Origin of the sequence: Dactylosporangium sp. CS-033363, assembly GCF_050942475.1 — a bacterium.
Lineage (GTDB): Bacteria > Actinomycetota > Actinomycetes > Mycobacteriales > Micromonosporaceae > Dactylosporangium.
The window spans coordinates 107,048-130,769 of the sequence record NZ_CP192032.1 but is presented as its reverse complement, the minus strand read 5'-3'; the positions used below and the strand labels follow the sequence as shown (position 1 = coordinate 130,769).

Genomic DNA, 23,722 nt, shown 5'->3' with positions numbered 1-23,722 from the left:
GTATCCGGTCCGCCATCCGAGTACGGTCCTGGCTCGGCCTCTGTTCCGCCGCCCGCATACGGCCCCACGTCGGGTCAGCCCTCTTACGGCGCGCCGACCGGGTCCGCCTCCGTTTCCGGCGCGCCCACCGGGTCGGCGTCGGTGTCCGGCCCGCCCGCGTTCGGCGGGGCGGCCGGGTCTGCCTCGGTTCCTGGATCGCCCACCGGATCGGCGTCCGTGCCGCAGCAGGCGGGTGCCGCCGATGCCGCCGGACCGTTCCCGGGTGCGACGCCGCCGGTCTGGCCCAGCTCCGGCGGTCCCGCTCAGCCCACGTCGGCGCCGCCCGGTGGGTCGGGTGCGAGCGGGTCGGCCAGCGTGCCGCGCGGATCGGCCAGCGTGCCCACCACCTACGGGTCGGCGAGCGTTCCGGCGACGTATGGCCAGCCCGCCACGTACGGGCAGAGTTCCAGCCAGAACGCCCCCATCCCCGGACCGGCCGGCAGCTTCCCCGGCTTCATGCCCGCCGGTCAGGGCTCCGGGGATCAGGACGAGCCCGCCGCCGAAGCGAGCCCCTGGGCCCCCGCGCCGCCGTCGGCTGCGCCCTCGTCGGGTGCCGGTGCTCTCGGTGAGTCCGGTCCGGTGCGCATCCCGACCAGTCCCCGCGTGCCCACCTCCGGCGCCGCCTCCACCGGCAGCGCGCAGGTTCCCACCGGATCGGCTCAGGTTCCCACCGGATCGGCCCAGGTACCGACCGGCAGCGCCCAGGTCCCGACCGGCTCAGCCCAGGTCCCCACGGGCTCCGCGCAGGTCCCCACGGGCTCCGCGCAGGTCCCCACGGGCTCCGCGCAGGTGCCGACCGGTTCAGCGCACGTCCCGACCGGCTCCGCGCAAGTTCCTACCGGCTCGGCTCAGGTCCCCACGGGCAGCGCGCAGGTTCCGAGCGGCAGCGCCCAGGTCCCGCCCGCGCCCGAGGTGCCCGCACCGGTCAACCTCGGTCAGATCCCGCCCGAGCCCGGCCCGCGCACGTACGGCGCCCGCGCCCAGGTCACCCCCACCTCCGCCCCGCCGTTCGGAACGCAGCCGTCGAGCGCGCCCCCGTTCGGCAACGAAGCCGGCGCCCAGCCATACGGAAACCAGGCCGGCGCCCAGACCTACGGGACCCAGCCCTCCAGCGCCCCGCCGTTCGGGAATGACGCCGCGCCATACGGAAGCCAACCGTCCAGCGCGCCGCCGTTCGGGAACGACGCCGCGGCCTTCGGGAGCCAGGCCGGGCCACAGACCTACGGGACCCAGCCCTCCAGCGCCCCGCCGTTCGGAAACGAAGCCGCGCCGTACGGGAGCCAAGCCGGGCCGCAGACCTACGGAACGCAGCCGTCCAGCGCGCCGCCGTTCGGAAATGAAGCGCCCTCCAGTGCGCCGCCCTTCCCCGCGCAGCCGTTCAGCGGGGCGCCCGCCGGAGCCGCGCCCGTCAGCGGGGCCGGGCTCTATCAAGCGTCGGCGCCGCCCGCCGCAGGCGGCACGTACCAGACCTCCGCCCCGCCCGCGACCGGCCAGTTCCCCAGCTCCGGGGCGCCCAGGTACAGCGACCTCGTCACCATGCCCGGCGAGAACCCGCCCGAGACGTACGGCGTCGACGGGGAGCCGATCCCGACGCCCGAGCCGCCGGTCAAGAGCAAGCGCGGCCTGCTCGTCGGGCTGCTCATCGTGGCCGCCGTCTTCCTCGTCGCCGTCGCCGGGACCGCGATCATCGTGAAGATCACCGGGGCCGGCGGGACCAGTTTCGCGGTCAACTCCTGTGTCAAGCAGGACGGGGACACCGCCAGCGGGGTCGACTGCTCCAGCAAGGACGCGTTCAAGATCGTCTCGAAGGTGGACAAGCCGGAGAGCTGCTCGGACGCCAGTCAGCCGTACGTCGTGCTCCAGCACAAGGGCGAGAAGGACCAGGTCCTCTGCCTCCGCCCAGCTAGCCAGAAATAGGCGAAATGTCCGAAAAGAACGTCCGCGTCCGCGCGCCGGAGCTCAAGGGCCGCGGCTGGCTCAACACGCAGCCGCTCAGCCTCAAGGAAGACCTGCGCGGCAAGATCGTGCTGCTCGACTTCTGGACCTTCTGCTGCATCAACTGCCTGCACGTCCTCGACGAGCTGCGCCCGCTCGAGGAGCGCTTCGGCGACGTCCTGGTGACGATCGGCGTACACAGCCCGAAGTTCGAGCACGAGAAGGACCCGGACGCGCTCGCCCAGGCCGTCGAGCGCTACGGCGTCGACCACCCGGTGCTGGACGACCCGGAGCTGGGCATGTGGCAGCAGTACGCCGCGAAGGCCTGGCCCACCCTCACGGTCGTCGACCCCGAGGGCTACGTCGTGGCCAACATGGCCGGCGAGGGCCATGCCGAGGGGCTGGCCAAGCTGATCGAGGACCTGATCGCCACACACGAGGCCAAGGGGACGCTGCGGCGAGGGAACGCGGCACATGCGGTACAAAACAGTGATCTGACGCTTTTGCGGTTTCCCGGCAAGGCGCTGGCGCTGCCGGACGGGCACTTCCTGGTCTCCGACTCCACGCATCAGTCGATCGTCGAGCTCGACGCCGCCAACGAGACGCTGGTGCGGAGGTTCGGGACCGGCAAGCGCGGGCGCAAGGACGGCACCGAGCCCGAGTTCTCCGAGCCGGGCGGGTTGTGCCTGCTCCCGCCGCACGCGGCCGAGATCGCGGGCTATGACGTCGTCGTCGCCGACACCGTCAACCACCTGCTGCGCGGGCTGAACCTGCGCACCGGCGAGGTCAGCACGGTCGCCGGCAGCGGGAAGCAGTGGCGCGGCACCGTCGACTTCGACCAGCACGACTCGCTGGTCGTGGACCTGTCCTCGCCGTGGGACGTCGCCTGGTACGACGACCGCGTCGTGATCGCCATGGCCGGCATCCACCAGCTGTGGTGGTTCGACCCGATCAAGCGCACGGCCGGCATGTACGCCGGGACCACCGTCGAGGCGCTCAAGGACGGCCCGCTGCACGAGGTCTGGATGGCCCAGCCGTCCGGCCTGTCCGCCTCGCCCGACGGACGCCGGCTGTGGATCGCCGACAGCGAGTCCTCGGCCCTGCGCTGGATCGAGGACGGCGCCATGCACACCGCGGTCGGCCAGGGCCTGTTCGACTTCGGCCACGTCGACGGCCCGGCCGGCCAGGCGCTGCTGCAGCACCCGCTGGGCGTGCTGGCGCTGGCCGACGGCAGCGTGCTGGTGGCGGACACGTACAACGGCGCCGTACGCCGGCTCGCCGACGGGCGCGTCTCCACCGTCCTCGACGGCCTGTCCGAGCCGAGCGACCTGGTGCTGACCGCCGGCGGCGACATCGTCGTGGTCGAGTCCGGCGCGCACCGCCTGGTCCGCCTGGGCGCGGGCACGCTCGCCGCGGCCGGCATCGACGTCTCCGGCGTACGCCACCGCACCGAGCGCCCGCCGACCATGCTGGCCCCCGGCGAGGTCGCGCTCGACCTGATCTTCGAGCCCGCGCCCGGCCAGAAGCTCGACGAGCAGTTCGGCCCGTCGACCCGGCTCGAGGTCTCCGCCTCGCCGCCGGAGCTGCTGCTCGAGGGCGCGGGCGTGACCACGGACCTGCGCCGCCGCCTGGTCCTCTCCCCCGACGTCGCTTCCGGTGTACTGCAAGTGGTCGCCCAGGCCGCCACCTGCGACATCGACGCCGAGTTCCCCGCGTGTCACCTGACCCGCCAGGACTGGGGCGTGCCGATCCGCGTGGTCGCCGACGGCGCGACCCGCCTGCCCCTGATCCTGCGGGGCATGGACGACGCCTAAACGAAGGCCGCCACGGGCACCCCGGCGTCGGTGAGGGCGGCCCGCACCGCGCGGGCCATGTCGACCGCTCCCGGGGTGTCGCCGTGCACGCACAGCGACTCGATCGGCATCGGGATCACCGTCCCGTCGACCGCCTCCACCACGCCGTCGACCGCCATCCGCACGGCCCGGGCGGTCACCGCGGCCACGTCGGTGACGAGCGCGCCCGGCTCGGAGCGCGGGACGAGCCGCCCGTCCGGCAGGTACCCGCGGTCGGCGAACCCCTCCGCCACCACCCGCAGCCCGCGCTCGGCCGCCAGCCCGGCCAGCACCGAGCCCGGCTGGCACAGCACCGGCAGCTCACCGCACAGGGCGGCCGCCATGACCACCGCCGACGCGTGCCCGGGATCGACGGCCGCCGTGTTGTAGAGCGCGCCGTGCGGCTTGACGTAGGCGACCGGCCCGAACGCGCCGAGAGCCCCGATCTGGTACCGCAGCTCGTCCACCAGCTCGGCCCCCGGCACGTCGATCCGGCGCCGGCCGAAGCCCGCGAGGTCGCGGTAGCTCACCTGCGCGCCCACCCGCACGCCCCGCTCCCCGGCGAGCGAGCTCACCCGCCGCATGGTCGGCGGATCGCCCGCGTGGAAGCCGCAGGCGACGTTCGCGCTGGTCACGATGGTCAGCAGGGCGTCGTCGTCGCCGAGGCGCCAGACGCCGAAGCCCTCGCCGAGGTCACTGTTGAGGTCCACAGAAACGAACGCTATCCCCCGGCCGGGCCTGGGCGAGCAGCGGCAGATCGGCGGGGTGCACGACCGCGACCACCGGATAGCCGCCCGTGGTGGGGTGGTCGGCCAGGAACACCAGCGGGTGCCCGTCCGCCGGCACCTGCACCGCCCCGAGCACGATCCCCTCGCTGGGCAGTTCGCCGGCGTCCGCGCGGGTCAGCGCCGGACCGTCCAGCCTGGCCCCCACCCGGTTGCTTTCACTGCGGATCTTGTACTCCCCGGTGCCCAGCAATCCCGCATCCGCGAACCGGTCGTTCCGCGGCCCCCACGCGATCCGCAGCGCGATCGGCCCGCCGAGCGCGGCCCGGGGCGCCACGTCCACTGAGGACGGTGCGCCGGACGCGGGGCCGAGCGGGAGCCGGTCCCCGTCCCGCAGCACGGCCGGCCCGAGGAGCGACAGCGTGTCCGTGGACCGGCTTCCCAGCACGGGTTCGGGCGCGACACCGCCGGAGATCGTGAGGTACACCCGAAGCCCGAAAACGGCCCGCCCGACCTCGATCCGCTCTCCGGCCCGCACCGGCACCGGCGCATTGAGCGGGGCCGGCCGCCCGCCGACCCGCAGCGGCGCCGCGGCCCCGGTGAGCGCCACGGTCCCGGCCCGGCTCGCGACCGCCGCGAACGGCCCGAGCAGGATCTCCAGCCCGGCCGCGCCCGCCGGGTTGCCGACCAGGCGGTTGCCGAGCTCCAGCGCGGGGCGGTCGAGCGCGCCGGAGCGGGGCACGCCGAGGTGCGCGTACCCGGGCCGGCCGAGATCCTGCACCGTCGTGAGCGGGCCCGCGCTCTCGACCCGCAGCCCGGCGCTCACGCGGCCCGGAACCGCACGGTGCGGCCCGGCGTCATCAGCGCGGGCGGCGTGCGGGCCACGTCGAACAGCTCGGCGGTGCTGTGCCCGACGATCCGCCAGCCGCCCGGCGACGGCGTGGGGTAGATGCCGGCGAACTCGGCGGCCAGCGCGACCGAGCCGGCCGGCACGCGGGTGCGCGGGGTGCCGAGGCGCGGGACGTTCCAGGGCAGGCCGGCGAGGTACGCGAACCCCGGCGCGAACCCGCAGAATGCGACCGTGAGCTCCGTGCCCGTGAGCACGTCCACCACGCCGTCGATGTCCAGCCCGGCCAGCTCGGCGACGAACGGCAGGTCCACCCCGTCGAAGTGGACGTCGACGGTCAGTGGGGGCGCTGGGGGTACCGAAGCGGGATCGAATTGCCAGCCGGACAGCCGGGCCGCGAGCCCCGCCGGATCGGCCACCCCGTCCAGCAGGACCGTGCGCGCACCAGGCACGATGTCGATCACCGGCAGCCGGCCGGCCGCCCGCTCGGCGTCGAGCGCGGCGAACCAGTCCAGCGGGGAGTCGACCTCTATCAACAGCGCGTCGGCGCCGACCGGGCGAAGTTGCACCTCGTCACGATAGACGTCACATCGCTGCTACTTGCGAGTAACCTACGGTACCGTAACCTGGAGGCGTGACCGTGACATCCGAAACCCGTCTGCGCCCGGTCGACCTCGGCAAGCCGCGGATGCGCGGCTGGTTGCACGCCTACGCGGCGGTCGTGGCCGTGATCTGCGGCATCGTGCTGTGCTCGCTGGCCGCCGCCCGCCCTGGCTGGGGCCCGTTCGTGAGCTGCGCGATCTACAGCCTCACCGTCGTCGCCCTGTTCGGCACCAGCGCGCTGTACCACCGCCGCGTCTGGTCCGAGCGCGGCTACAAGGTCATGCGGCGCCTCGACCACTCGATGATCTTTGTGTTCATCGCCGGCACGTACACGCCGTTCAGCGTCCTGCTGCTCGGCGGCAACACCCGGATCGCGATCCTGGCCACGGTGTGGACCGGCGCGGTGCTCGGCGTGGCCTCGAAGCAGTTCACCGCGATGAGCCGGTACCGGTGGCTGTCGGCGCCGCTGTACATCGCGCTGGGCTGGGTCGCCGTCGCCGTCCTGCCCGACATCCTGCACACCGGCGGCGTCGCCGCGCTGGTGCTGACCCTGGCCGGCGGCGCCTTCTACACGGTGGGCGCGGTCTTCTACGCGCTGCGCCGCCCCAACCCCTGGCCGACCGTCTTCGGCCACCACGAGTTCTTCCACGCCTGCACGCTCGTGGCCGCCATCTGCCACCACATTGCGATCTATTTCGCGCTTTATGCGCGTTGATCCAAACGGGGTGGTAAGCGTCTGACCCTTCCGCAATAATCTGCCCGCGCCAATCTCGATCATCCGTCGCTTCGTGCGGAGGAACAGCGTGGGCAGATTCCCCCTATCCGGCCTCGCGATCGTCTCGATCGTTGCCGGTGCAGCTCTGGTCGCGGGGGCCGGACCTGCAAATGCGGACACCCCCGACCGCTACGTCAACAACGCCGCCGGCTGCTCCGACGCGGGCGCCGGCACCCAGACCCAGCCGTACTGCACCATCGCCGCCGGCATCGCCGCGGCCGCGCCGGGCCAGAAGGTGAACGTCACCGGTACGTACAGCGAACACGTCACCATCGCCAAGTCCGGCATCACGGTGCAGGGGTTCGGCCTGCCGATGCCGATGCTGAACGGACCGGGCGCCGGGTTCACCGTCGACGGCCAGCACGACGTCGCCATCAGCCACTTCTATGTCAACAACGTGGTCGACGCGCCCGCGCTCGCCATGCGCGACTCCACCCGGATCGCCGTCGACAACCTCACCCTCACGCTCACGAACACCGCCACCGTCCCGGTCGTCCGGCTGGCCGGCGTGACCGACTCGACGCTGACCAGCGTCTTCGGCGCGGGGCTCGGCACGCCCACCGCCCTCACCCTCGACGCCGCCACGTCCGGCGTCGTGGTGAAGTCCTCGACGATGCGGGCGGCGGCCGTGGCCGGCACGCGCAGCATCGAGATCCTCGGCTCGCACAACACGATCCTCGGCTCCCAGACCCTTTCGGGCGGGATCGTCGTCGCACCGGGGACGACCGGCAACGCGCTGATCAACAACCAGGTCGCCGGCAGCCGCGGGATCGGCATCGACAACGACGGCGCGACCGGCACCGCCATCACCAACAACAACCTGCTGAACAACTGCGCCATGGGGATCCGCGTGGCCGGCGCCTCCTCCGGCGTCTCGGTGCAGAACAACGTCGTGGCGTTCAACGGCGCCGCCACCACCATCGACTGCGGCACCGCGCCGAAGGGCACGGCCGAGATCGGCCTCTTCGACGGCGCCGCCGGCACCACCGTGGTCGACTACAACAGCGTCGCCCACGCCCCGGACGGGGTGCCGGCCGCGGGGACGTACTCGTGGAACGGCACGGCCCTGGGCCTGGACGCCTTCCGCACGGCCTCGGGTCAGGCCGCGCACGACCTCGAGGGGCCGTACGCGACGACCCAGCAGGACTCGGCGAACTCGGCCGCGCCCGGCTATCAGCCCACCGACAAGGCCGGCCGGCAGCGCGAGGACAACCCGGACCGCCCGAACACCGGCGCCGGCCCCGTCAGCTACGCCGACCGCGGCGCGCTGGAGACGGTCAAGGGCCCGGACGGGAAGGCGGCGGCCCGGTCCGACCTGAGCACGATGACGGCCACCGTGGACGCGTCGGCCTCCACGCCCGGGTGGGTGCCGATCGCCTCCTACAGCTTCGACTGGGGCGACGGCACGCCGGTCGTCACACAGACCGCGCCGATCGCGAGCCACCACTACGAGCGGCCGGGCTATTTCGAGGTGTACGTCAAGGTCACCGACACCAACGGCCAGTACCCCGACGCGCGGACCATCGCGCCCGTGTCGCTGTGGCCCGCGAGCCGGACGGTCGCCATCCTGGCCGACAACGGCACCTACGTCAGCGCCGGCGCCGACGGCAACCAGCCGCTGCGCGCGGGCAGCACGACCGTCGGCCCCGGCGAGCTGTTCGAACTGGTCACCGCCGACGGCTCCTGCTGCGTGGCGCTGCGCTCCAAGGTCAACGGCCGCTACGTCGCCAACCTCAGCGCCACCGACACGCAGCTCGCGGCCCGCGCCTCCGATGCGACGCTCGGCTACGGCAACAGCTCCTCGTTCGTGTTCCAGCCGCAGCCGGACGGCAGCGTGGCCCTCCTGTCGGCGGGGACCAACGCGTACGTCAGCAGCAACAGCGGCAAGGTGCTGACCGCCGACCGCGCCGCCGTCGGGCCGTGGGAGAAGTTCCACCTGATCGACGCCGGCAACGCGACCGTGACCCTGCGCGCGCACGCCAACACCAGGTTCGTGACGGCGGACAACGGCGGCAACGCCCCGCTCATCGCCAACCGCACCGCGACCGGCCAGTGGGAGACCTTCGACCTGGTGGACGCGGGCAACGGCTGGGTGGCGCTCTACTCGCACGCCAACGGCAAGTACGTGACCGCGGAGAACGGCGGCAACGCGGCCCTGATCGCCAACCGCACCGCAATCGGCGCGTGGGAGAAGTTCAAGGTCATCAAGAACGCCGACGGCAGTACCTCGCTGCAGGCGGGAATCAACGGCAAGTACGTCACCGCCGACAACGGCGGCAACGCACCCCTCATCGCCAACCGGACCGCCATCGGCCCGTGGGAGGAATTCGACCGTGGCTAAACGCGCCATCCTCACCGTGCTGGCCACCACCGGCGCCGCGGTGTTCGCGGTCGCCGGGACCGCGCATGCGGACGTGCCGGTGCTCTACGTCAACAACGATGTCGCCGCCAACTGCTCCGACGGCGGCTCCGGAACGCAGGCCCAGCCCTTCTGCACCCTGGCCGCCGGGGTTGCGGCGGTGTCGGCGGGCCAGACCCTCCTCGTCGGCGGGGCGTTCAACGAGCACGTGACGATCAGCAGGTCCGGTACCAGCGGAAACCCCATCACCATCAAGGGCGATCGGACGCCGGGGCACCCCATCGGCCGGCTTCAGGGCGGGCCGGACGTCGGGTTCACCATCGACGGACAGCACGACATCGTGATCTCCGACATCAGCGTCATCAACGCGACCACCGGTCCCGGCTACGCCGTCAGCAACTCGGCGCGGATCACCCTGCAGGGCCTCCGCGTGCAGACGGCCGCGGCGGCGGCGATCCCGGCCATCACGCTCAAGGGCGTGACCGCCTCGACGCTGTCGGGCGTGATCGCGGGCGGCTCCAAGTCGACCGTCGGCATCGCGCTCGACGCGGCCACGTCCGGCGTGCGCATCGAGCGGGCGCGGGCGGCCGGCGGGATGGCGCCGGGCAGCCGCGGCATCGAGATCCTCGGCTCGGGCAACAGCGTGATCAGCACCGACGTCCAGGCCAACGCCATCGGGATCGCCGTCGGGGCCGGGGCGGCCGACAACGTCATCGCGAACAACAACGTGTTCGGGAACACCGACGCGGGCATCGACAGCACCGGCGCCCGCGGCACGGCGATCACGAACAACACGGTCCAGGACAACTGCGTGGCCGGCATTCGCGTGGCCGGCCCGTCCACCGGCGTGTCCGTGCAGAACAACGACATGATCAACAACCTGGGCTGGCTCAACAGCCAGTACTGCACGAACTCGGGCGGGGCCGAGTTCGCGATCTCCGGCGGCGCGGTGGGCAGCACGGTGATCGACTACAACAACGTCTACCACGGCGGCGCCCCCGGGTCCCCGGACGCCTATCTGTGGAACGGCACCGCGATGGGGCTCCCGGCCTTCCGTACGGCGTCCGGTCAGGGCGCCCACGACCGCGAGACCGCCTACACCGCCGACCGGGAGGACGCGGCGAACTCGGCCGCGCCCGGCTGGCAGAGCACCGACCACGACGGCAACCCGCGCGAGGACAACCCCGGCCTGGCGAACACCGGGGCCGGCCCGGTCCCGTACTCCGACCGCGGCGCCTTCGAGATCGTCCGCCGGCCCCAGGCAGCGGTGGCACTGCGGGCGGACCAGGCCGCGAGCACGGTCACCGCGGACGCGTCGGGCACCATCCCCGGCTACCTGCCGATCACGTCCTACTCGTTCGACTTCGGCGACGGCACCCCCGCCGCGAGCCAGGCCTCGGCGGTCGCGTCGCACCACTACGCCAAGCCCGGCACCTACACGGTCACGGTCACGGCGACGGACTCCCACGGGTACACCGGCAGCAACACTGCGGGCGTGTCGGTCTGGCCCGCGGTGCGCACGATCGCGCTGCTCGGCCGCGAGAACAACGCCGGCTTCGTCAGCGGCGGAACCTCCGGCTACGACGCCCTGACCGTCAACGGCACCGCCGCCGCGCTCTTCGACGTGGTGGACCCCGGCAACGGGCACGTGGCGCTGCGGTCGCGGGTCAACGGGCAGTACGTCCACGTGCGGGGCTCGTCGCAGTACCTGGCGGCCGACGGGCTCGTCACGGACGAGACGGCCATGTTCGACCTCGTCACCAACGCCGACGCCGGCGTCAGCCTGCGGTCGGTCTTCACGCTCGGCTACGTCAGCGGCAACAGCGGCAACGGTCGCATCCTGGCCGCGGACCGGACCGCGGTCGGGCCGTGGGAGCAGTTCGGCGTGGTCGACCAGGCCGGCGCGAACGTCACGCTGCACGCGCACGCCAACGGTCGCTTTGTGACCGCCGACAACGGCGGGAACTCCCCGCTCATCGCCAACCGGACCGCGACCGGCCAGTGGGAGACGTTCGACCTGGTGGATGCGGGCAACGGCTACGTCGGGCTGTACTCGCACGCCAACGGCCGGTTCGTGACCGCGGAGAACGGCGGGAACGCGGCGCTGATCGCCAACCGCACCACCATCGGCGCGTGGGAGAAGTTCAAAATCGTGAAGAACGCCGACGGGAGTACCGCGCTGCAGGCGAGCGTCAACGGCAAGTACGTCACCGCCGACAACGGCGGCAACTCCCCGCTCATCGCCAACAGGACCGCTGTCGGGGCGTGGGAGTCGTTCGACCGCTGATACATGCGCTAATGGCCCGGCGGGAGATCATCTCCCGCCGGGCCGTTTTGTTGTGCTCAGTAGCGGCGCGTGCGCCGCTCGATGACCTCGTCGGCCGAGGGCGGAATCACGGTGCCGGCGGCCGGCGGGGGCGGCGGCGGGGCCGCTGAGACCACCGTGCGACGGCGCGAGTTCCAGAAGTACAGGGTCAGGACCAGGCCGACGAGCCCGGCGAGCTGGAGGATCCAGCCGATCGTGTCCAGGTTGAACGGCCCGACGTCCGTGTCGTCCAGTCCGAACGTCATGATCGCACCGACGACGATCAAAAGGATGCTTCCGCCGATACCCATCGAAGGCCTCCCGAGCCGAATGTTGGGTAACTGTCTGTGGTCCGGGTTACCCACGCACGACGTTCTTCAATCGGGCAGGCTTGTGCGCATGACCGTGCGCACGCTCATCCTTCTCCGGCACGCCAAGGCGGCCGACCCGGACGACTACGCCACCGACATCGAGCGGCCGCTCACCGCGCGCGGGCACCGCGACGCGGCCGCCGCCGGGGCCTGGCTCAAGGAGCAAAACCTGCAAGCCGACGCGGTACTGTGCTCGACCGCCGTCCGCACCCGCGAGACGCTCGCCGACACCGGGGTCGAGGCGCCGGCGCTGTTCGAGCACCGCATCTACACCGGGCCGGCCTTCGACACGCTGGACCTGATCCGCCAGGTCGGCGCGGACGTGGCGACCCTGCTGCTGGTCGGGCACAACCCGACGATCTCCGACGTGTCGCACGAGCTGGCGCCGAACGCGCTTGCCGACCGGGGTATGGCCACTTCCGGGATCGCGGTGCACCGGTTCGAGGGCACGTGGGCAAGCCTGGCCGACGCGCCGCTCGTTTCGGAACACACGGCCCGCGGCTGAAAGATTGGGGAGGGCGCCGTTGCCCTCCCCAGCTCTTTAGAAGCTGTCCTCGGACAGCTGCATCGCGTCCAGCGTCGTCGACTCGATGACCCGGCGGTCGGCGCCGACGCGCGGGAGCACCTCGTGCGCGAAGAACTTGGCCGCCGCCACCTTGCCCTCGTAGAACGCCTTGTCGGCCGGGGACACGTCGCTGGCCAGCGCCTTCAGGGCCACCTCGGCCTGCCGCTGCAGGAGCCAGCCGACCACGATGTCGCCGAGGTCGAGCAGGAAGCGCCGGCTGTTGAGGCCGACCTTGTACAGCGCCTGCGGGTCGCCGCCCTGCGCCTCGCCGAGCCAGCCGGTGAAGATGCCGAGGATCTGCTGTACCTCCGCAAGGCCCTTGCCAAGTGCGGCCCGCTCGACCTTGAGCTGCCCGTTGCCGCCCTCGGACTCCAGGAACTGCTGGATCTCGGCCGCCACCGTGAGCAGCGCCTTCCCCTGGTCCCGCACGATCTTGCGGAACACCAGGTCGAGGCTCTGAATCGCGGTCGTACCCTCGTACAGCGTGTCGATCTTCGAGTCGCGCACGTACTGCTCGAGCGGGTAGTCCTGCAGGAAGCCCGATCCGCCGAAGGTCTGCAGCGACTCGTGGCCCAGCAGCTCGTACGCGCGCTCGGAGCCGACCCCCTTGACCAGCGGCAGCAGCAGGTCGTTGACCCGCTTCGCGATCTTGGACGCCTTCTCGTCGCCGGCCGCCTCGGCCAGCGCCACCTTGTCCTGCCAGGTCGCCGTGTAGCAGACCAGCGCGCGCAGCCCCTCGGCGTACGACTTCTGCATCAGCAGCGAGCGCCGCACGTCCGGGTGGTTGATGATCGCGACCCGCGGGGCCGCCTTGTCCGTGGACACCAGGTCGGCACCCTGCACGCGGCTCTTGGCGTACTCGAGCGCGTTGAGGTACCCCGTCGACAGCGTCGCGATGGCCTTGGTGCCGACCATCATCCGGGCGTACTCGATGATCAGGAACATCTGCCGGATGCCCTCGTGCACGTCGCCGAGCAGCCAGCCCTTGGCCGGAACGCCGTGCCCGCCGAACGTCACCTCGCACGTCGTGGAGACCTTGAGCCCCATCTTGTGCTCGACGTTGGTCACGAAGACGCCGTTGCGGTCCTTGAGCTCGCCGCTGTCCCCGTCGAAGTGGAACTTCGGCACCACGAAGAGCGAGAGCCCCTTGGTCCCCGGCCCACCGGCCCCGGGCGTGTCGACCGGCCGCGCCAGCACGTAGTGCACGATGTTCTCGGCCATGTCGTGCTCGGCGCTGGTGATGAAGCGCTTGACGCCCTCGATGTGCCAGGACCCGTCAGCCTGCGGCACCGCCTTGGTCCGGCCCGCGCCGACGTCGGAGCCGGCGTCCGGCTCGGTCAGCACCATCGTGGAGCCCCACTGCTTCTCGACGAAGAGCTTGGCCCACTTCTTCTGCTCCTCGGTACCTTCGATCCGCAGCGTGTTGGCGAACGAGGGCCCGGAGGCGTACATCCAGATCGGCGCGTTGGACCCCAGCACCAGCTCGGCCAGGGACCACCACAGCGCGCGGGGCGCCGCCGTCCCGTCGAGCTCGCTCGGCAGGTCGAGCCGCCAGAACTCGGCCGCCATGAAGGCGCTGTAGGACTGCTTGAACTTCTCGGGCATGGTCACCGAGAACGTCGCCGGGTCGTAGACGGGCGGATTGCGGTCCCCGTCGACGTAGCTCGCGGCCAGGTCCTCACGGGCCAGCCGGTCGACCTCGCCCAGAATGTCCTTGGCGGTGTCCACGTCGATGTCGCCGTAGGGGCCCTGCCCCAGAACCCGGTCCACCCCGAACACCTCGAAGAGGTTGAACTCGAGGTCCCGCAGGTTGCTCTTGTAATGGGTCATCGCGGAGTGGCCCCCGTCTCTGTGATCGCGCCGCTGGTGCGGAAAAGCATGGCCGACTGGGGTTACCAGCCGGTAACAGCCATCTTATTACTCGCTAGTAACGAGGAACAGTGGCCCCTGCGAGTGAACATGACCACAGAAAAGGTGAGTGAGTACCCATGAGGAGCAGTTGAGTAGCAGACACGCCGTCACCCCCGGGTGACGCAGTCGTTGACCGGTTACTCCCAGTCAGAAGGAGGGCCGCCGCGATGATCGTCCGTCTCATGGGCACGCTCTTCGCCCCGAAGTACCCCCGCTTCTACACGGGCCGCCACCGCGCCCCGATGCGCCGCCTGATCCCCCGCCAGCGCGGCGTGGAGATCGAGGCGCTCTAGCTCCCTCCACTCCGCCCACGCCCTTACGACCGCGCCTGGTCGACGGGCGGCAGACCGACGTCTCGGCCCGGTGCCCCGCACCGGGCCGCCACGTATCCGGGTTATCGCCGCCAGCCCGCCGACACCGCGCTCCATCGGCGCATACAGGCTTGTATACGGTGACGTAGACGTTGGTGTCGTCGAACAGCTATCGTTGGGGAATGGGTAGCGTGATGATTCGCGTGGACGAGTCCACGCGCGACGAGCTGACCCGTGTCGCCGGCGAAGACCTCGGTGGCGCCTCGGCGGACGAGGCGATCCGTCGGCTGTTGGCCGAGCACTGGCAGATGAAGGCCATCGCCGCCCTTGACGCATACCGGGCGAACGATCCCGAGGGTTGGGCAGAGTACGCAGCCGACGCCGACCACGAGGACAGGTCCTCCGCGCCTACGGCCGACCCTTGGGACGAGGCTGCGTGACCGTCATCCGGCCGTGGCAGGTCTGGTGGGCCGACCTCGATCCGACCGAAGGCCGCGAGCAGGCAGGACGCCGTCCCGTGCTGGTGGTCTCCAGCGCGTTCCATCTCCGGCTGACCGGGGAGGCGCTGGTGAGTGTGCTGCCGGTAACGACGCGGGAGCGCCCGGGTTGGCTGCACCGCGTTTCGGTACACCCCGCTGATCGTCCAACCGGGTTCGTCGTCACCGAGCAACTGCGGACGATCGCCCGGTCGCGGCTGCAGGGGCAGCGGCCGGCCTGGGTGCTCACCGACGACGAGGTTTCGGCAGTGAAGACCGTGCTGCGGCAGATGGTCGACGTATAGCCCAGAGCGGCCGCGCCGGGTAAGGCGCCGCTCGGCTGTAACGGGGTTGTTCGGGGTCGATGGGCCGCGCATAATCGGCGCGCGCCGCTGCACTATCAGCGGCTTATGAATCCCGCCGAGTGCCCTTCACGAGGAGCAGCGTGGGTAAGTCTGTGCTTTCCGGCCTCACGATTGTCGTGGTGGCCGCCGGTGTGGGGCTGGTCGCGGGGGCCGGCGCCGCATACGCAGCAACCACCCCGTTGTACGTCGACAACACCGGTAGTGCCGCCTGCTCGGATGCTGGCGAAGGCAGTCAGAGCAGGCCCTTCTGCACGATCACCGCTGCCGTCGCGAAACTGGGCGATGGGCAGACGGCGCAGATCACCGGGGTGTTCAACGAGCGCGTCAACGTCAACAAGTCCGGCGTCGTCCTGCAGGCATCCGGGAACGCGCGGGTGTCCGGGCCCAACGCCGGGTTCACCGTCGACGGGCAGCATGACGTGGCCATCATCGGCATCGACGTGCAGAACGTCGCGAGTGCGCCGGCGTTCGCGATCAGCAACAGTGCGCGGGTCTCGATCGTCGACGGCGGCGCGTCCATGGCGAGCCAGGCGACGGTACCGGCGATCAAGCTCTCCGGCGTGACGGACTCCGTGCTCAACGGGGTCGAGGTCGGGGGCTACTCGACGGCGGCCGGGGTCGCGGTGGATGCCGGCACGTCCCGGACCCTGTTCAAGGGGCTGCACGTCAGCCTCGGCACCGCGGCCGGCAGTGCCGGGATCGACGTCGCCGGGTCCAGCAACACGGTCGTCAACAGCCGGGTCAGCGGCGGGGCCGTCGCGGGCATCGCGGTGCGGGCCGGGGCGGCGGGCAACACGGTCGCCAACAGCTACGTGGTGATCAGTAACGGGGTCGGGATTCTCAACGACGGGGCCACCGGCACCGCGATCACCAACAACTCGCTCGACTTCAACTGCCTCGGGGGCATCCGCGTGGCCGGCGCCTCCAGTGGCGTGTCGGTGCAGAACAACGTCGTCAGCGGCGACGCCTGCGTGCCGGGCGGGGCCAAGGTGCCCGCGATCGGGCTGTACGACGCGGCGGCCGGAAGCACGGTGGTCGACTACAACGCCGTCTCCGGGCAGTACTGGTGGAACGGCCCACTGGCGCTCGCCGGGTTCCGGGCCGCCTCCGGGCAGGGCGCGCACGACACCGACAACGTCGACCAGGCGCACATCGAGGACTCGGCGAACTCGGCCGCGCCCGGGTACCAGAGCACCGACTCCTCCGGGAAGCCGCGCGAGGACAACCCGGCGCAGCCCAACACCGGCGCCGGGCCGGTCACCTACGCCGACCGCGGGAACTCCGAGATCGTCCCGGGGCCGAGCCCGCTCGTGACCGTCGCGGCGGACCAGGCCGGCAACTCGGTCACGGTCGACGCGTCGCACACGATTCTCGGGTACGTGCCCATCGCCACGTACCGCTTCGACTTCGGTGACTCGACCAGCGCGGTGACGCAGGCGTCGCCCGTTGCCGCGCACCACTACGCGACGCCGGGGACGTACTCGATCTCGGTCACGGCCGTCGACGTGAACGGCTTCAGCGGCAGCGACCAGCAGTTCATCTCGCTGTGGCCGGCGAAGCGGACGTTCGCGCTGCTGGCGCACGAGAGCAACCGGTACGTCAGCGCCACCGAGGGCGGCAACATGCAGATGCGGGCGTACCAGCCCGCTATCGGCGCCTCGGAGCTGTTCGAGGTCGTGGAGGTCGCCACCGAGACGTACGCGCTGCGGTCCCGCGTCAACGGCCAGTACTTCCGGGTGCTCGTCGGCCCGGACGTGCCCGCCGGGTCGAACGTCGTGGGTGCCTGGGAGCCGTCGACGAACGACCTCGACACGTGGTTCACGATCACGAACAACGCCGACGGTACGGTCAGCCTGCGCTCGTCGGTCAACGGGAAGTACCTGAGCAGCAACGGCGGCAGCCAGATGACCGCCGACCGCGCCTCGATCGGCCCGTGGGAGGAGTTCAGCCCGGTCGACGCGGCCAACGCCACCGTCTCCCTGAAGGCGCAGATCAACGGCCGGTACGTCAGCGCCGACAACGGCGGTGCCAAGCCGCTCATCGCCAACCGCACCGCGATCGGCTCCTGGGAGCAGTTCGACCTGGTCGACGCGGGCGGCGGCTGGGTCGCGCTCTACTCGCGCGCCAACGGGCTCTTCGTGACCGCGGAGGCGGGCGGCAACCAGCCGCTCATCGCCAATCGGGCCACCATCGGCGCGTGGGAGAAGTTCAAGGTCATCACCAACGCCGACGGCAGCATGAGCCTGCAGGCGAACGCCAACGGCCGGTACGTCACGGCCGAGAACGGCGGCAACTCCCCGCTGATCGCGAACCGCACGTCGATCGGCGCCTGGGAGAAGTTCAACCGGTAGAAGAAAAAGTGGCAGGGTCCGCTGGAGAAGCGGACCCTGCCATCAGGACACGAAGAACTGCTCCCACGCGCCCGGCGTCGTGCGGTTGGCGATGAGCGGCTGGTTGCCGCCCGCCTCGGCGCTGACGTACTTGCCGTTCGCGCCGGCCAGCAGCAGGTCGCCGTTGATGTACATCTTGTGGTCGACCCTGAACCGCTCCCAGTCGCCGACGGTCGCCCGGTTGGCGATCAGCGGCTGGTTGCCGCCCGCCTCCGCGGTGACGAACTGGTAGTTGGCGTGGGAGAACAGCGCCACCCAGCCGTCGCCCGCGTCGATGAGGTCGAACTGCTCCCAGGAGCCGGTCGCGTCGCGGTTGGCGATCAGCGGCTTGGTACCGCCGTTCTCCGCGCTGACGTACCGGTTGTTGACCAGGGCGCGGACGCGGTTGTTCGCGCTGAGCTCGCCGGTCAGCTGGTAGAAGCGTTCCCACGCGCCGATCCCGGTGCGGTCGGCGGTCAGCGGGGCGGCGCCGTTGTTGCTGCTGAGGTACTTGCCGGTGCGCCGGGAACGCAGCCCGAAGGCGCCGTGGTCGATGGGCACCATCTCGAAGGCGTCGGCGTCCGTGCCGTTCGCGGTCAGGCGGCCCGTGGACGGGTCGACCGTCACGTACTTGCCGTTGGCGAGCGAGCGCAGGCCGACATCGCCGCCCACGTCGACGAGGTCGAAGCGCTCCCAGGTGCCGCCGACGGCGGTGCGGTTGGAGACCAGGGGCTGGCTGCCACCGGCGTCCGCGGTGACGTACCGAAGGTTGCTCCCCAGCAGCGAGATCGGCCTGAGCTTGGGGTAGGCCGAGATCTGCCGGGTGACGGTGCTGGAGGCGCCGTAGTGGTCGGTGATGGTGAGCGTCACGGTGTAGTGGCCGCCGTGCCGGTAGATGTGGCCGTTGTTCCAGCCCGCGACCGTCTCGACGATGCCGTCGCCGAAGTCCCAGGTGGACTTCGCGAAGCCCCCGGTGCCCGGCAGCGAGCCCGAGGTGTCGCTGTTGAAGGCGCCGAGGTCGACGACCGGGTTCAGGGTGAGGCTCGCGACGGGCGCGACCGGGTTCACCGTACCGACCGCCAGCCCGAGGCCGAAGCCGCCGCCCCACGCGACGAACGAGGACGTCACGGCGCTTGCGGCGGCGTCGATCGTCGCCACGGTACCGTCGGATCCTGAAACATAGACGCGCCTGCCGTCCGGCGCGATGGCGACGGCGACCGGGCTGAAGCCGAGCGGAATGGTCGAGACGACGGCGTTGGTGGCGGTGTCGAGCACCGACACGGTGCGGTCGTTCCCGTTGGTGACGTAGGCCCGCGCGCCGTCCGGCGTGACGTCCACGAACTGCGGCGACGTGCCCACGCCCACGGTGGCCGTGACGGTGTCCGTCGCGGTGTCGAGGACCGACACCGTGCTCGCCGCCCGGTTGACGACGTAGGCGTGCCTGCCGTCCGGGGTGACCGCCACGCCGCCCGGGTTCCGTCCGGCGGGAACGGTGCCGGCGACGGTGTTGGTGGTGGCGTCGAGCACGCTGATGCCGTCGACCGTCGTGACGTACAAGCGACGGTTGTTCGGGGTTATGGCAACGTCTTCGGGACCGCGGCCGACGGCAATGGTCGCGGTGACGGCGAAGGTGCCGAGGTCGATGACGGAGACCGAGTTGTCGCCGTAGTTGACGACATAGGCGTGCCGGCGGTCGGGCGCGATCGCGACCCCGCGCGGGGATCGGCCGACGGGAATCCGGCGCTGAATGGCGCCGCGGCTGAGCCCGGCCACGACAACGGCATTGTTGGTCGTGTCCGCGATGACGGCGATTCCGGCGTCGGAGGCGATGGCCACCTCGCCGGCCCCGCTCCCGGCCTCGGTGGTGCTGACGTACTTGCCGAGCGCCGGATCGACGATGAACGTCGTCGGCATATTGACGGCGGTGGCGTAGAGGAGCTCGACGGGGGCTGCCGCGGCGGCGGGGTGAACGCCCGACAGCAAGACGAGACCGGCCGCCACGAACGTCGTCGTGAGACCGGCCACGAATCGATTGCGCACGCGCGCATTATGCGGCTCAGGAGAAGCGAATCCGAACAGGGCTCGCGGATCCGGTACGCGGCGCGAAGGCGAACGCGGCCAGCGCGTGCTTGACGACGGCGAGCGTCTCGGCCCCCACGAGGTCGATCCAGGACCGCTCCGCGGCGGCGCCGGCCTCGCGCATGCGTTCGACGGCCTTGGCGCCGGACGGGGTGAGGGCCAGGCGGCGGCTGCGCGCGTCGACCTCGTTCGGCTGGCGTTCCAGCAGGCCCTCCACGGCGAGCGTGGCGCAGATCTTGCTGATCGCCTGCGTCGTCATGCCCAGGCGCTCGGCCAGCTGGGTGACCGTGTCCAGGCCGTCGCCGATGAAGAGCACGGCGAGCGACTGCGACGGGGTGAGGTGCGGATACCCGGCCGCCGCGGCCGCGCCCAGGATCTCGCGCACGATGCGCTCGCAGGCGGCGGCCAGCAGCACGCCCAGGTCCAGATCCGGCTCAGCGGTCATGCCAAAACCCTACTCAATCCTTGACTGGGTAACTCGGTTACGTATCTAATGATGGTAACCGAGTTACCTACTGAAGGAGTGGGTCATGAGCATCGACATCGACGGACTGCGGGGCGACGGCAAGGGCCTGGTCCTGTACTTCATCCGGGCCGCGAACTGCCCGGTGTGCCTGCGCCACGTGAAGAGCCTGGACAACCTGGGCCTCGCCACCCGCGGCGTGGCCGGCGCCGTGGTGGTGCCGGGTGGCCCGGCCGAGGCTGCCAAGGTGCGCCGGATCGCGGGCGGCCTCACCGTCGTGTCCTCGGACGGGGTGGTCGCACACCGGTCCGTGGGCCTGAACCGAACCCTGGTCATGCAACACAGCGGCACGCTGCTGTTCGACGCGAACGGCCGGGAGACCTACCGCCTCACCGCGACCATGCCGATGGGCAGCTTCGACGCGCCGGCGCTCGAAGCCGCCCTCGACCGCCTGTGAGTCGACGCCGGTCGCCGATCCGCTGAAGGCGCAGATACTCGCTAAAGGCGCAGGTGCTGGTCGAAGAAGGCCAGCGGGTACACCTGCTGCATGCGCACGGCGCGGGCCGGGTCGAGCGTGCCGATCCAGCCCGCGAGCTCCTCCTCGTCCAGGCCCAGCTGGGGAATCAGCCACTGATGGTCGACGAACCCCGAGTGCGGCGCGCCCTCGACCCGGAGGTCGCGCCGCCATCCGCGCAGCAATGCCCAGAAATCGGCGACGGGCGAGTCGGGGGCGTCGCGGGTGTACTCCGCCGTCATCAGCATGAACGGCCGGTCGATGGAGGCCGGCCGCGGCTGGGACTCCATCGGGCCGTCGAGGCTCAGGCCCGCCCGCACGCGCCGGTCGGAGTTCATGACCAGGGCCGTGGCGGTCGCGCCCTTGGACCAGCCGAACATGCCGATGCGCCGAAGGTTCAGGGGCAGCGGCAGCTGCGCGAGCCGGTCCAGCACGAAGAGCATGTCGAAGGCGTGGTCCCACGGGGTGGAGGAGCCGGCCGGAACGCTCAGGCGGCCGTCGGGGAACTCGGTGTACGCGTCGCCGGTGTGGTCCACGGCGAGCACCGCGTACCCGTGGCTCGCCAACTCCTGCACCACGATCGTCGCCTCCGAGCGGTGGCCGCCGGCACCGTGGGAGTACAGGATGATCGGCATCGGGCCCAGGGAACGCAGGGGTGGCGCGTCCTCATGGGCCGACGTCACCGGAGATGTGGCGGGGTCGAAGCCCGCGGATGACAGCAGGGCCTGCAGCGGGGCCTCGCGCATCCACGGGGCGGCCGGCTGGCGAGTGACCGTCGCGGGGTACCAGATCTGGCTCATCAGCTCCCGGCGGCGGGACCGGTCGATCAGCCGGAAGGACGAGGTGCCGATCTTGTACCGCCCGGTCGGAGCGGGCAGGGTCAGCCGCGGAGTCGTGGCGCCCCAGGCCGGGCCGGGGGCGAGCACGACGGGGAGCAGGGCGCCGGCGGCGAGCAGCGAGCGACGGGTGATCATCGGTCCTCCGGGGGTTCGAAGCGGGCGATGAGCTGCTTCAGGCGTCCGATCTCCTCGGCCAGCGCGGTGTTCCCGGCCGCGGTCAGGATGATCCAGGTCCGGCCGCGCTTGCCCTCGTAGCCCTTCTCGACCTCGACCAGGCCGGCCGACTCCAGGACGCCGAGGTGCTGGGAGAGGTTGCCGGCGGTCAGGGCCAGCTGGGTGCGCAGGAAGCCGAACTCGACGCGGCGGGCCTCGTGGGCGATGGTCAGGATGCCCAGGCGGACCCGCTGGTGGACCACGTCGTCCAGGCCTGTCACCGGGTGCGGATCAGAAGTCATCGGGACCGCCGCCCGGCGACGGCGAAACCGAGCGCGCCCAGCAGGAGCAGACCGCCGTTGATGACGAGTTGGGGTGCGAACTGCCAGTTCGGACCCCAGCCCTCGCCCCAGCCGAAGTTGATCGGGACGAGTACGACCACCAGGTACACCAGCGTGAAGGCCAGCAGCGCAACGTGCCGTTCCAGCCAGGCCAGCACCAGCAGGGCCAGGCCGATGATGCCCGCCGGGTCGACCACGCGGAACAGGAACTGGACGAACGGCGACGGGGCCTCGTCGGGGAAGCCCGGGGAGCCGAGCGCGCCCCAGGTCGCGGACGCGGCGGCCGACAGGACCAGCAGGCCCAGGCCGGTGAGGACGTACGGGCGCACGCGGGCGCCCAGGCCCCGCGAGCGCGCCACGAGCATGTAGCCGGCGGCGATCGCCAGGTAGGCCAGGACCAGGGCGGACAGCCAGTAGATCTGGGCCGCCCGGAACCAGGCCTTGCAGATCTGGCCGTCCGCAACGGTCCGGCAGTCGCTCAGGACGGGGTGGCTGAACCGGTAGACCAGGATCGCCCCGAGGGTGACCAGGCCCAGGAGCAGCAGCGGCAGCCAGGTCACCCGCTGGGCCAGGCGGACCCGGCGGGCCATTTCGCGTACGTCGGCCAGGACCCGGCGGGGGTCGCCGCCGGCCGGCACCGCATCTGAAGTCATGCCAATAGGTTTGCATTCCAAACCGATTTGCGCAAGAGCACCCTTGAACCTCACGGCACGTCAGGCAATAGCGTCAGGAGGCGTGGCAGGAAGCGAGCAAGCGATGCGCGTCGGGGAACTGGCCAGGGCCACCGGCCTCACGGTCCGCACGCTGCACTACTACGACGAGATCGGCCTGCTCAGCCCCGGGCAGCGCAGCTCCGGCGGGCACCGCCTCTACAACAGCGAGGACATCCAGCGCCTGTACCGCATCTGCCTCCTCCGCCGCCTCGGCGTGCCCCTGGAGCAGATCGCCCGGGCGCTCGACGATCCCGCCTGGAGCCTGGGCGCGGCCGTCCACCGGCACCTCGACGAGGTGGATCGGCAGGTCGCCGCGGCGCATCGGCTGCGGTCGGGGCTGCAGGGGATGGTCGACACGCTCGGGGTGGACGGGCCGCTGGACGCGCAGGCAATGCTCAAGACCGTGGAGGAGATGACCATGCTGCAGGGGACGATCCAACGCCGGATCATCGGGTTGGTCTATGAAGACCTGGAAGGCATGCACCGGTACCTCGTGGAAGTGTTCGGGCTCGGCGCCGGTCGCCTCGAGCGGGGTACCGACGGAACCGTCTTTCATGCCGAAGTGGAGGCCGGCGACGGGGTGATCTGGCTGCACCGGGTGTCGGAGCGGTTCGGCCTCGCCTCGCCGCGGACCGTGGGGGTCGCCACCGCGGGTGTGTCGGTGATGGTGGACGACGTCGACGCGCACCACGCCCGGGTCGCCGGCGCCGGGGCCGCGATCGTCTACCCGCCCGAGGACATGCCCTACGGCGTGCGCGAATACAGCGTGCGCGACCCCGAGGGCGGCTTCTGGTCGTTCATGACCGCGCTGGACTGATGCTTGAATGGCGGG

General features: G+C 71.3%; 22 protein-coding genes. 12 read left to right on the top strand and 10 right to left on the bottom strand.

The features are described from left to right. Positions 1-375: 375 nt before the first annotated feature. Both ACQPZ4_RS00640 and ACQPZ4_RS00635 read left to right on the top strand, forming a co-directional pair. Positions 376-1,956, top strand: coding sequence for an LppU/SCO3897 family protein (locus ACQPZ4_RS00640; protein WP_433054516.1), 1,581 nt, complete (start codon positions 376-378; stop codon positions 1,954-1,956). Between the two features lie 5 nt (positions 1,957-1,961). Beyond that, the gene (locus ACQPZ4_RS00635) at positions 1,962-3,788 is read left to right on the top strand and encodes an NHL domain-containing thioredoxin family protein (RefSeq protein ID WP_433054513.1); all 1,827 of its coding nucleotides are present in this window, start codon (positions 1,962-1,964) and stop codon (positions 3,786-3,788) included. Here the strand turns inward: ACQPZ4_RS00635 and ACQPZ4_RS00630 are convergent. From ACQPZ4_RS00630 to ACQPZ4_RS00620, 3 genes are read right to left on the bottom strand one after another with little or no spacing between them, the layout of a single operon-like run. After that, complete coding sequence (locus tag ACQPZ4_RS00630; protein ID WP_433054510.1) at positions 3,785-4,516, bottom strand: LamB/YcsF family protein; 732 nt, start codon at positions 4,514-4,516, stop codon at positions 3,785-3,787. The two genes, ACQPZ4_RS00635 and ACQPZ4_RS00630, sit on opposite strands and share 4 nt — an antisense overlap. Further along, positions 4,500-5,357, bottom strand: coding sequence for a biotin-dependent carboxyltransferase family protein (locus ACQPZ4_RS00625; RefSeq protein ID WP_433054507.1), 858 nt, complete (start codon positions 5,355-5,357; stop codon positions 4,500-4,502). The genes ACQPZ4_RS00630 and ACQPZ4_RS00625 overlap by 17 nt, the downstream gene beginning before the upstream one ends. After that, positions 5,354-5,947 carry a 5-oxoprolinase subunit B family protein gene (locus ACQPZ4_RS00620; RefSeq protein ID WP_433054504.1) on the bottom strand — a complete coding sequence of 198 codons (594 nt, stop codon included), beginning with the start codon at positions 5,945-5,947 and terminating at the stop codon, positions 5,354-5,356. The genes ACQPZ4_RS00625 and ACQPZ4_RS00620 overlap by 4 nt, the downstream gene beginning before the upstream one ends. 119 nt (positions 5,948-6,066) lie before the next feature. Between ACQPZ4_RS00620 and trhA the strand changes: the two genes are divergently transcribed. The 3 genes from trhA to ACQPZ4_RS00605 all read left to right on the top strand — a co-directional run bounded on the left by trhA (position 6,067) and on the right by ACQPZ4_RS00605 (position 11,402). Continuing rightward, a complete protein-coding gene (gene trhA, locus ACQPZ4_RS00615; RefSeq protein WP_433066089.1) occupies positions 6,067-6,696 on the top strand; it encodes a PAQR family membrane homeostasis protein TrhA in 630 nt (209 codons plus the stop codon). 88 nt (positions 6,697-6,784) lie between these two features. Then, positions 6,785-9,097 carry a PKD domain-containing protein gene (locus tag ACQPZ4_RS00610; RefSeq protein ID WP_433054502.1) on the top strand — a complete coding sequence of 771 codons (2,313 nt, stop codon included), beginning with the start codon at positions 6,785-6,787 and terminating at the stop codon, positions 9,095-9,097. Then, positions 9,090-11,402, top strand: coding sequence for a PKD domain-containing protein (locus ACQPZ4_RS00605; protein ID WP_433054499.1), 2,313 nt, complete (start codon positions 9,090-9,092; stop codon positions 11,400-11,402). The genes ACQPZ4_RS00610 and ACQPZ4_RS00605 overlap by 8 nt, the downstream gene beginning before the upstream one ends. 56 nt (positions 11,403-11,458) lie before the next feature. On the opposite strand, the gene ACQPZ4_RS00600 is transcribed toward ACQPZ4_RS00605, so the two are convergent. Continuing rightward, entirely contained in the window at positions 11,459-11,686 is a 228-nt protein-coding gene (locus tag ACQPZ4_RS00600) for a DUF6458 family protein (RefSeq protein ID WP_433054496.1), read from the bottom strand. A gap of 133 nt (positions 11,687-11,819) precedes the next feature. On the opposite strand from ACQPZ4_RS00600, the gene ACQPZ4_RS00595 reads away from it, so the two are divergent. Next, on the top strand, positions 11,820-12,296 hold the full coding sequence (locus ACQPZ4_RS00595) for a SixA phosphatase family protein (RefSeq protein WP_433054493.1): 477 nt from the start codon (positions 11,820-11,822) through the stop codon (positions 12,294-12,296). A gap of 36 nt (positions 12,297-12,332) precedes the next feature. Here the strand turns inward: ACQPZ4_RS00595 and ACQPZ4_RS00590 are convergent, their stop codons facing one another. Continuing rightward, positions 12,333-14,186, bottom strand: coding sequence for an acyl-CoA dehydrogenase (locus ACQPZ4_RS00590; protein ID WP_433054490.1), 1,854 nt, complete (start codon positions 14,184-14,186; stop codon positions 12,333-12,335). Between the two features lie 248 nt (positions 14,187-14,434). On the opposite strand from ACQPZ4_RS00590, the gene ACQPZ4_RS00585 reads away from it, so the two are divergent. From ACQPZ4_RS00585 to ACQPZ4_RS00570, 4 genes are all read left to right on the top strand, one after another. After that, on the top strand, positions 14,435-14,560 hold the full coding sequence (locus ACQPZ4_RS00585) for a hypothetical protein (RefSeq protein WP_433054487.1): 126 nt from the start codon (positions 14,435-14,437) through the stop codon (positions 14,558-14,560). 200 nt (positions 14,561-14,760) lie between these two features. Then, the gene (locus tag ACQPZ4_RS00580) at positions 14,761-15,018 is read left to right on the top strand and encodes a hypothetical protein (RefSeq protein WP_433054484.1); all 258 of its coding nucleotides are present in this window, start codon (positions 14,761-14,763) and stop codon (positions 15,016-15,018) included. Further along, the gene (locus ACQPZ4_RS00575) at positions 15,015-15,359 is read left to right on the top strand and encodes a type II toxin-antitoxin system PemK/MazF family toxin (protein WP_433054481.1); all 345 of its coding nucleotides are present in this window, start codon (positions 15,015-15,017) and stop codon (positions 15,357-15,359) included. The genes ACQPZ4_RS00580 and ACQPZ4_RS00575 overlap by 4 nt, the downstream gene beginning before the upstream one ends. Positions 15,360-15,538: 179 nt before the next feature. Beyond that, complete coding sequence (locus ACQPZ4_RS00570) at positions 15,539-17,770, top strand: PKD domain-containing protein (RefSeq protein WP_433054478.1); 2,232 nt, start codon at positions 15,539-15,541, stop codon at positions 17,768-17,770. Positions 17,771-17,812: 42 nt separating this feature from the next. Here ACQPZ4_RS00570 and ACQPZ4_RS00565 read toward each other — a convergent pair whose 3' ends face one another. Beyond that, entirely contained in the window at positions 17,813-19,828 is a 2,016-nt protein-coding gene (locus tag ACQPZ4_RS00565; RefSeq protein ID WP_433054475.1) for a PKD domain-containing protein, read from the bottom strand. A 16-nt stretch (positions 19,829-19,844) separates the two neighbouring features. Then, the gene (locus ACQPZ4_RS00560) at positions 19,845-20,312 is read right to left on the bottom strand and encodes a MarR family winged helix-turn-helix transcriptional regulator (RefSeq protein WP_433054472.1); all 468 of its coding nucleotides are present in this window, start codon (positions 20,310-20,312) and stop codon (positions 19,845-19,847) included. Positions 20,313-20,397: 85 nt separating this feature from the next. Between ACQPZ4_RS00560 and ACQPZ4_RS00555 the strand changes: the two genes are divergently transcribed. Next, positions 20,398-20,787, top strand: a complete 390-nt coding sequence (locus ACQPZ4_RS00555; RefSeq protein ID WP_433054469.1) for a hypothetical protein — start codon at positions 20,398-20,400, stop codon at positions 20,785-20,787. Positions 20,788-20,828: 41 nt separating this feature from the next. On the opposite strand, the gene ACQPZ4_RS00550 is transcribed toward ACQPZ4_RS00555, so the two are convergent. From ACQPZ4_RS00550 to ACQPZ4_RS00540, 3 genes are read right to left on the bottom strand one after another with little or no spacing between them, the layout of a single operon-like run. After that, entirely contained in the window at positions 20,829-21,818 is a 990-nt protein-coding gene (locus ACQPZ4_RS00550) for an alpha/beta hydrolase family protein (RefSeq protein ID WP_433054466.1), read from the bottom strand. Further along, entirely contained in the window at positions 21,815-22,138 is a 324-nt protein-coding gene (locus ACQPZ4_RS00545) for a transcriptional regulator (protein WP_433054463.1), read from the bottom strand. Before ACQPZ4_RS00545 ends, ACQPZ4_RS00550 begins: the two co-directional genes overlap by 4 nt. Continuing rightward, on the bottom strand, positions 22,135-22,830 hold the full coding sequence (locus tag ACQPZ4_RS00540) for a hypothetical protein (protein ID WP_433054460.1): 696 nt from the start codon (positions 22,828-22,830) through the stop codon (positions 22,135-22,137). The genes ACQPZ4_RS00545 and ACQPZ4_RS00540 overlap by 4 nt, the downstream gene beginning before the upstream one ends. A 103-nt stretch (positions 22,831-22,933) precedes the next feature. Here ACQPZ4_RS00540 and ACQPZ4_RS00535 point away from each other — a divergent pair, with 103 nt between their 5' ends. Then, positions 22,934-23,707: a MerR family transcriptional regulator gene (locus ACQPZ4_RS00535; protein ID WP_433054457.1), complete on the top strand. Its 774-nt coding sequence runs from the start codon at positions 22,934-22,936 to the stop codon at positions 23,705-23,707. Positions 23,708-23,722 lie beyond the last annotated feature (15 nt).

Bases quoted from the DNA above. Each gene is read 5' to 3' on its own strand.
- ACQPZ4_RS00635 (WP_433054513.1), top strand. From the start codon at position 1,962: ATGTCCGAAAAGAACGTCCGCGTCCGCGCGCCGGAGCTCAAGGGCCGC.
- trhA (WP_433066089.1), top strand. From the start codon at position 6,067: ATGCGCGGCTGGTTGCACGCCTACGCGGCGGTCGTGGCCGTGATCTGC.
- ACQPZ4_RS00600 (WP_433054496.1), bottom strand. From the start codon at position 11,686: ATGACGTTCGGACTGGACGACACGGACGTCGGGCCGTTCAACCTGGAC.
- ACQPZ4_RS00595 (WP_433054493.1), top strand. From the start codon at position 11,820: ATGACCGTGCGCACGCTCATCCTTCTCCGGCACGCCAAGGCGGCCGAC.
- ACQPZ4_RS00590 (WP_433054490.1), bottom strand. From the start codon at position 14,186: ATGACCCATTACAAGAGCAACCTGCGGGACCTCGAGTTCAACCTCTTC.
- ACQPZ4_RS00585 (WP_433054487.1), top strand. From the start codon at position 14,435: ATGATCGTCCGTCTCATGGGCACGCTCTTCGCCCCGAAGTACCCCCGC.
- ACQPZ4_RS00580 (WP_433054484.1), top strand. From the start codon at position 14,761: ATGGGTAGCGTGATGATTCGCGTGGACGAGTCCACGCGCGACGAGCTG.
- ACQPZ4_RS00560 (WP_433054472.1), bottom strand. From the start codon at position 20,312: ATGACCGCTGAGCCGGATCTGGACCTGGGCGTGCTGCTGGCCGCCGCC.
- ACQPZ4_RS00555 (WP_433054469.1), top strand. From the start codon at position 20,398: ATGAGCATCGACATCGACGGACTGCGGGGCGACGGCAAGGGCCTGGTC.
- ACQPZ4_RS00550 (WP_433054466.1), bottom strand. From the start codon at position 21,818: ATGATCACCCGTCGCTCGCTGCTCGCCGCCGGCGCCCTGCTCCCCGTC.
- ACQPZ4_RS00545 (WP_433054463.1), bottom strand. From the start codon at position 22,138: ATGACTTCTGATCCGCACCCGGTGACAGGCCTGGACGACGTGGTCCAC.
- ACQPZ4_RS00540 (WP_433054460.1), bottom strand. From the start codon at position 22,830: ATGACTTCAGATGCGGTGCCGGCCGGCGGCGACCCCCGCCGGGTCCTG.
- ACQPZ4_RS00535 (WP_433054457.1), top strand. From the start codon at position 22,934: ATGCGCGTCGGGGAACTGGCCAGGGCCACCGGCCTCACGGTCCGCACG.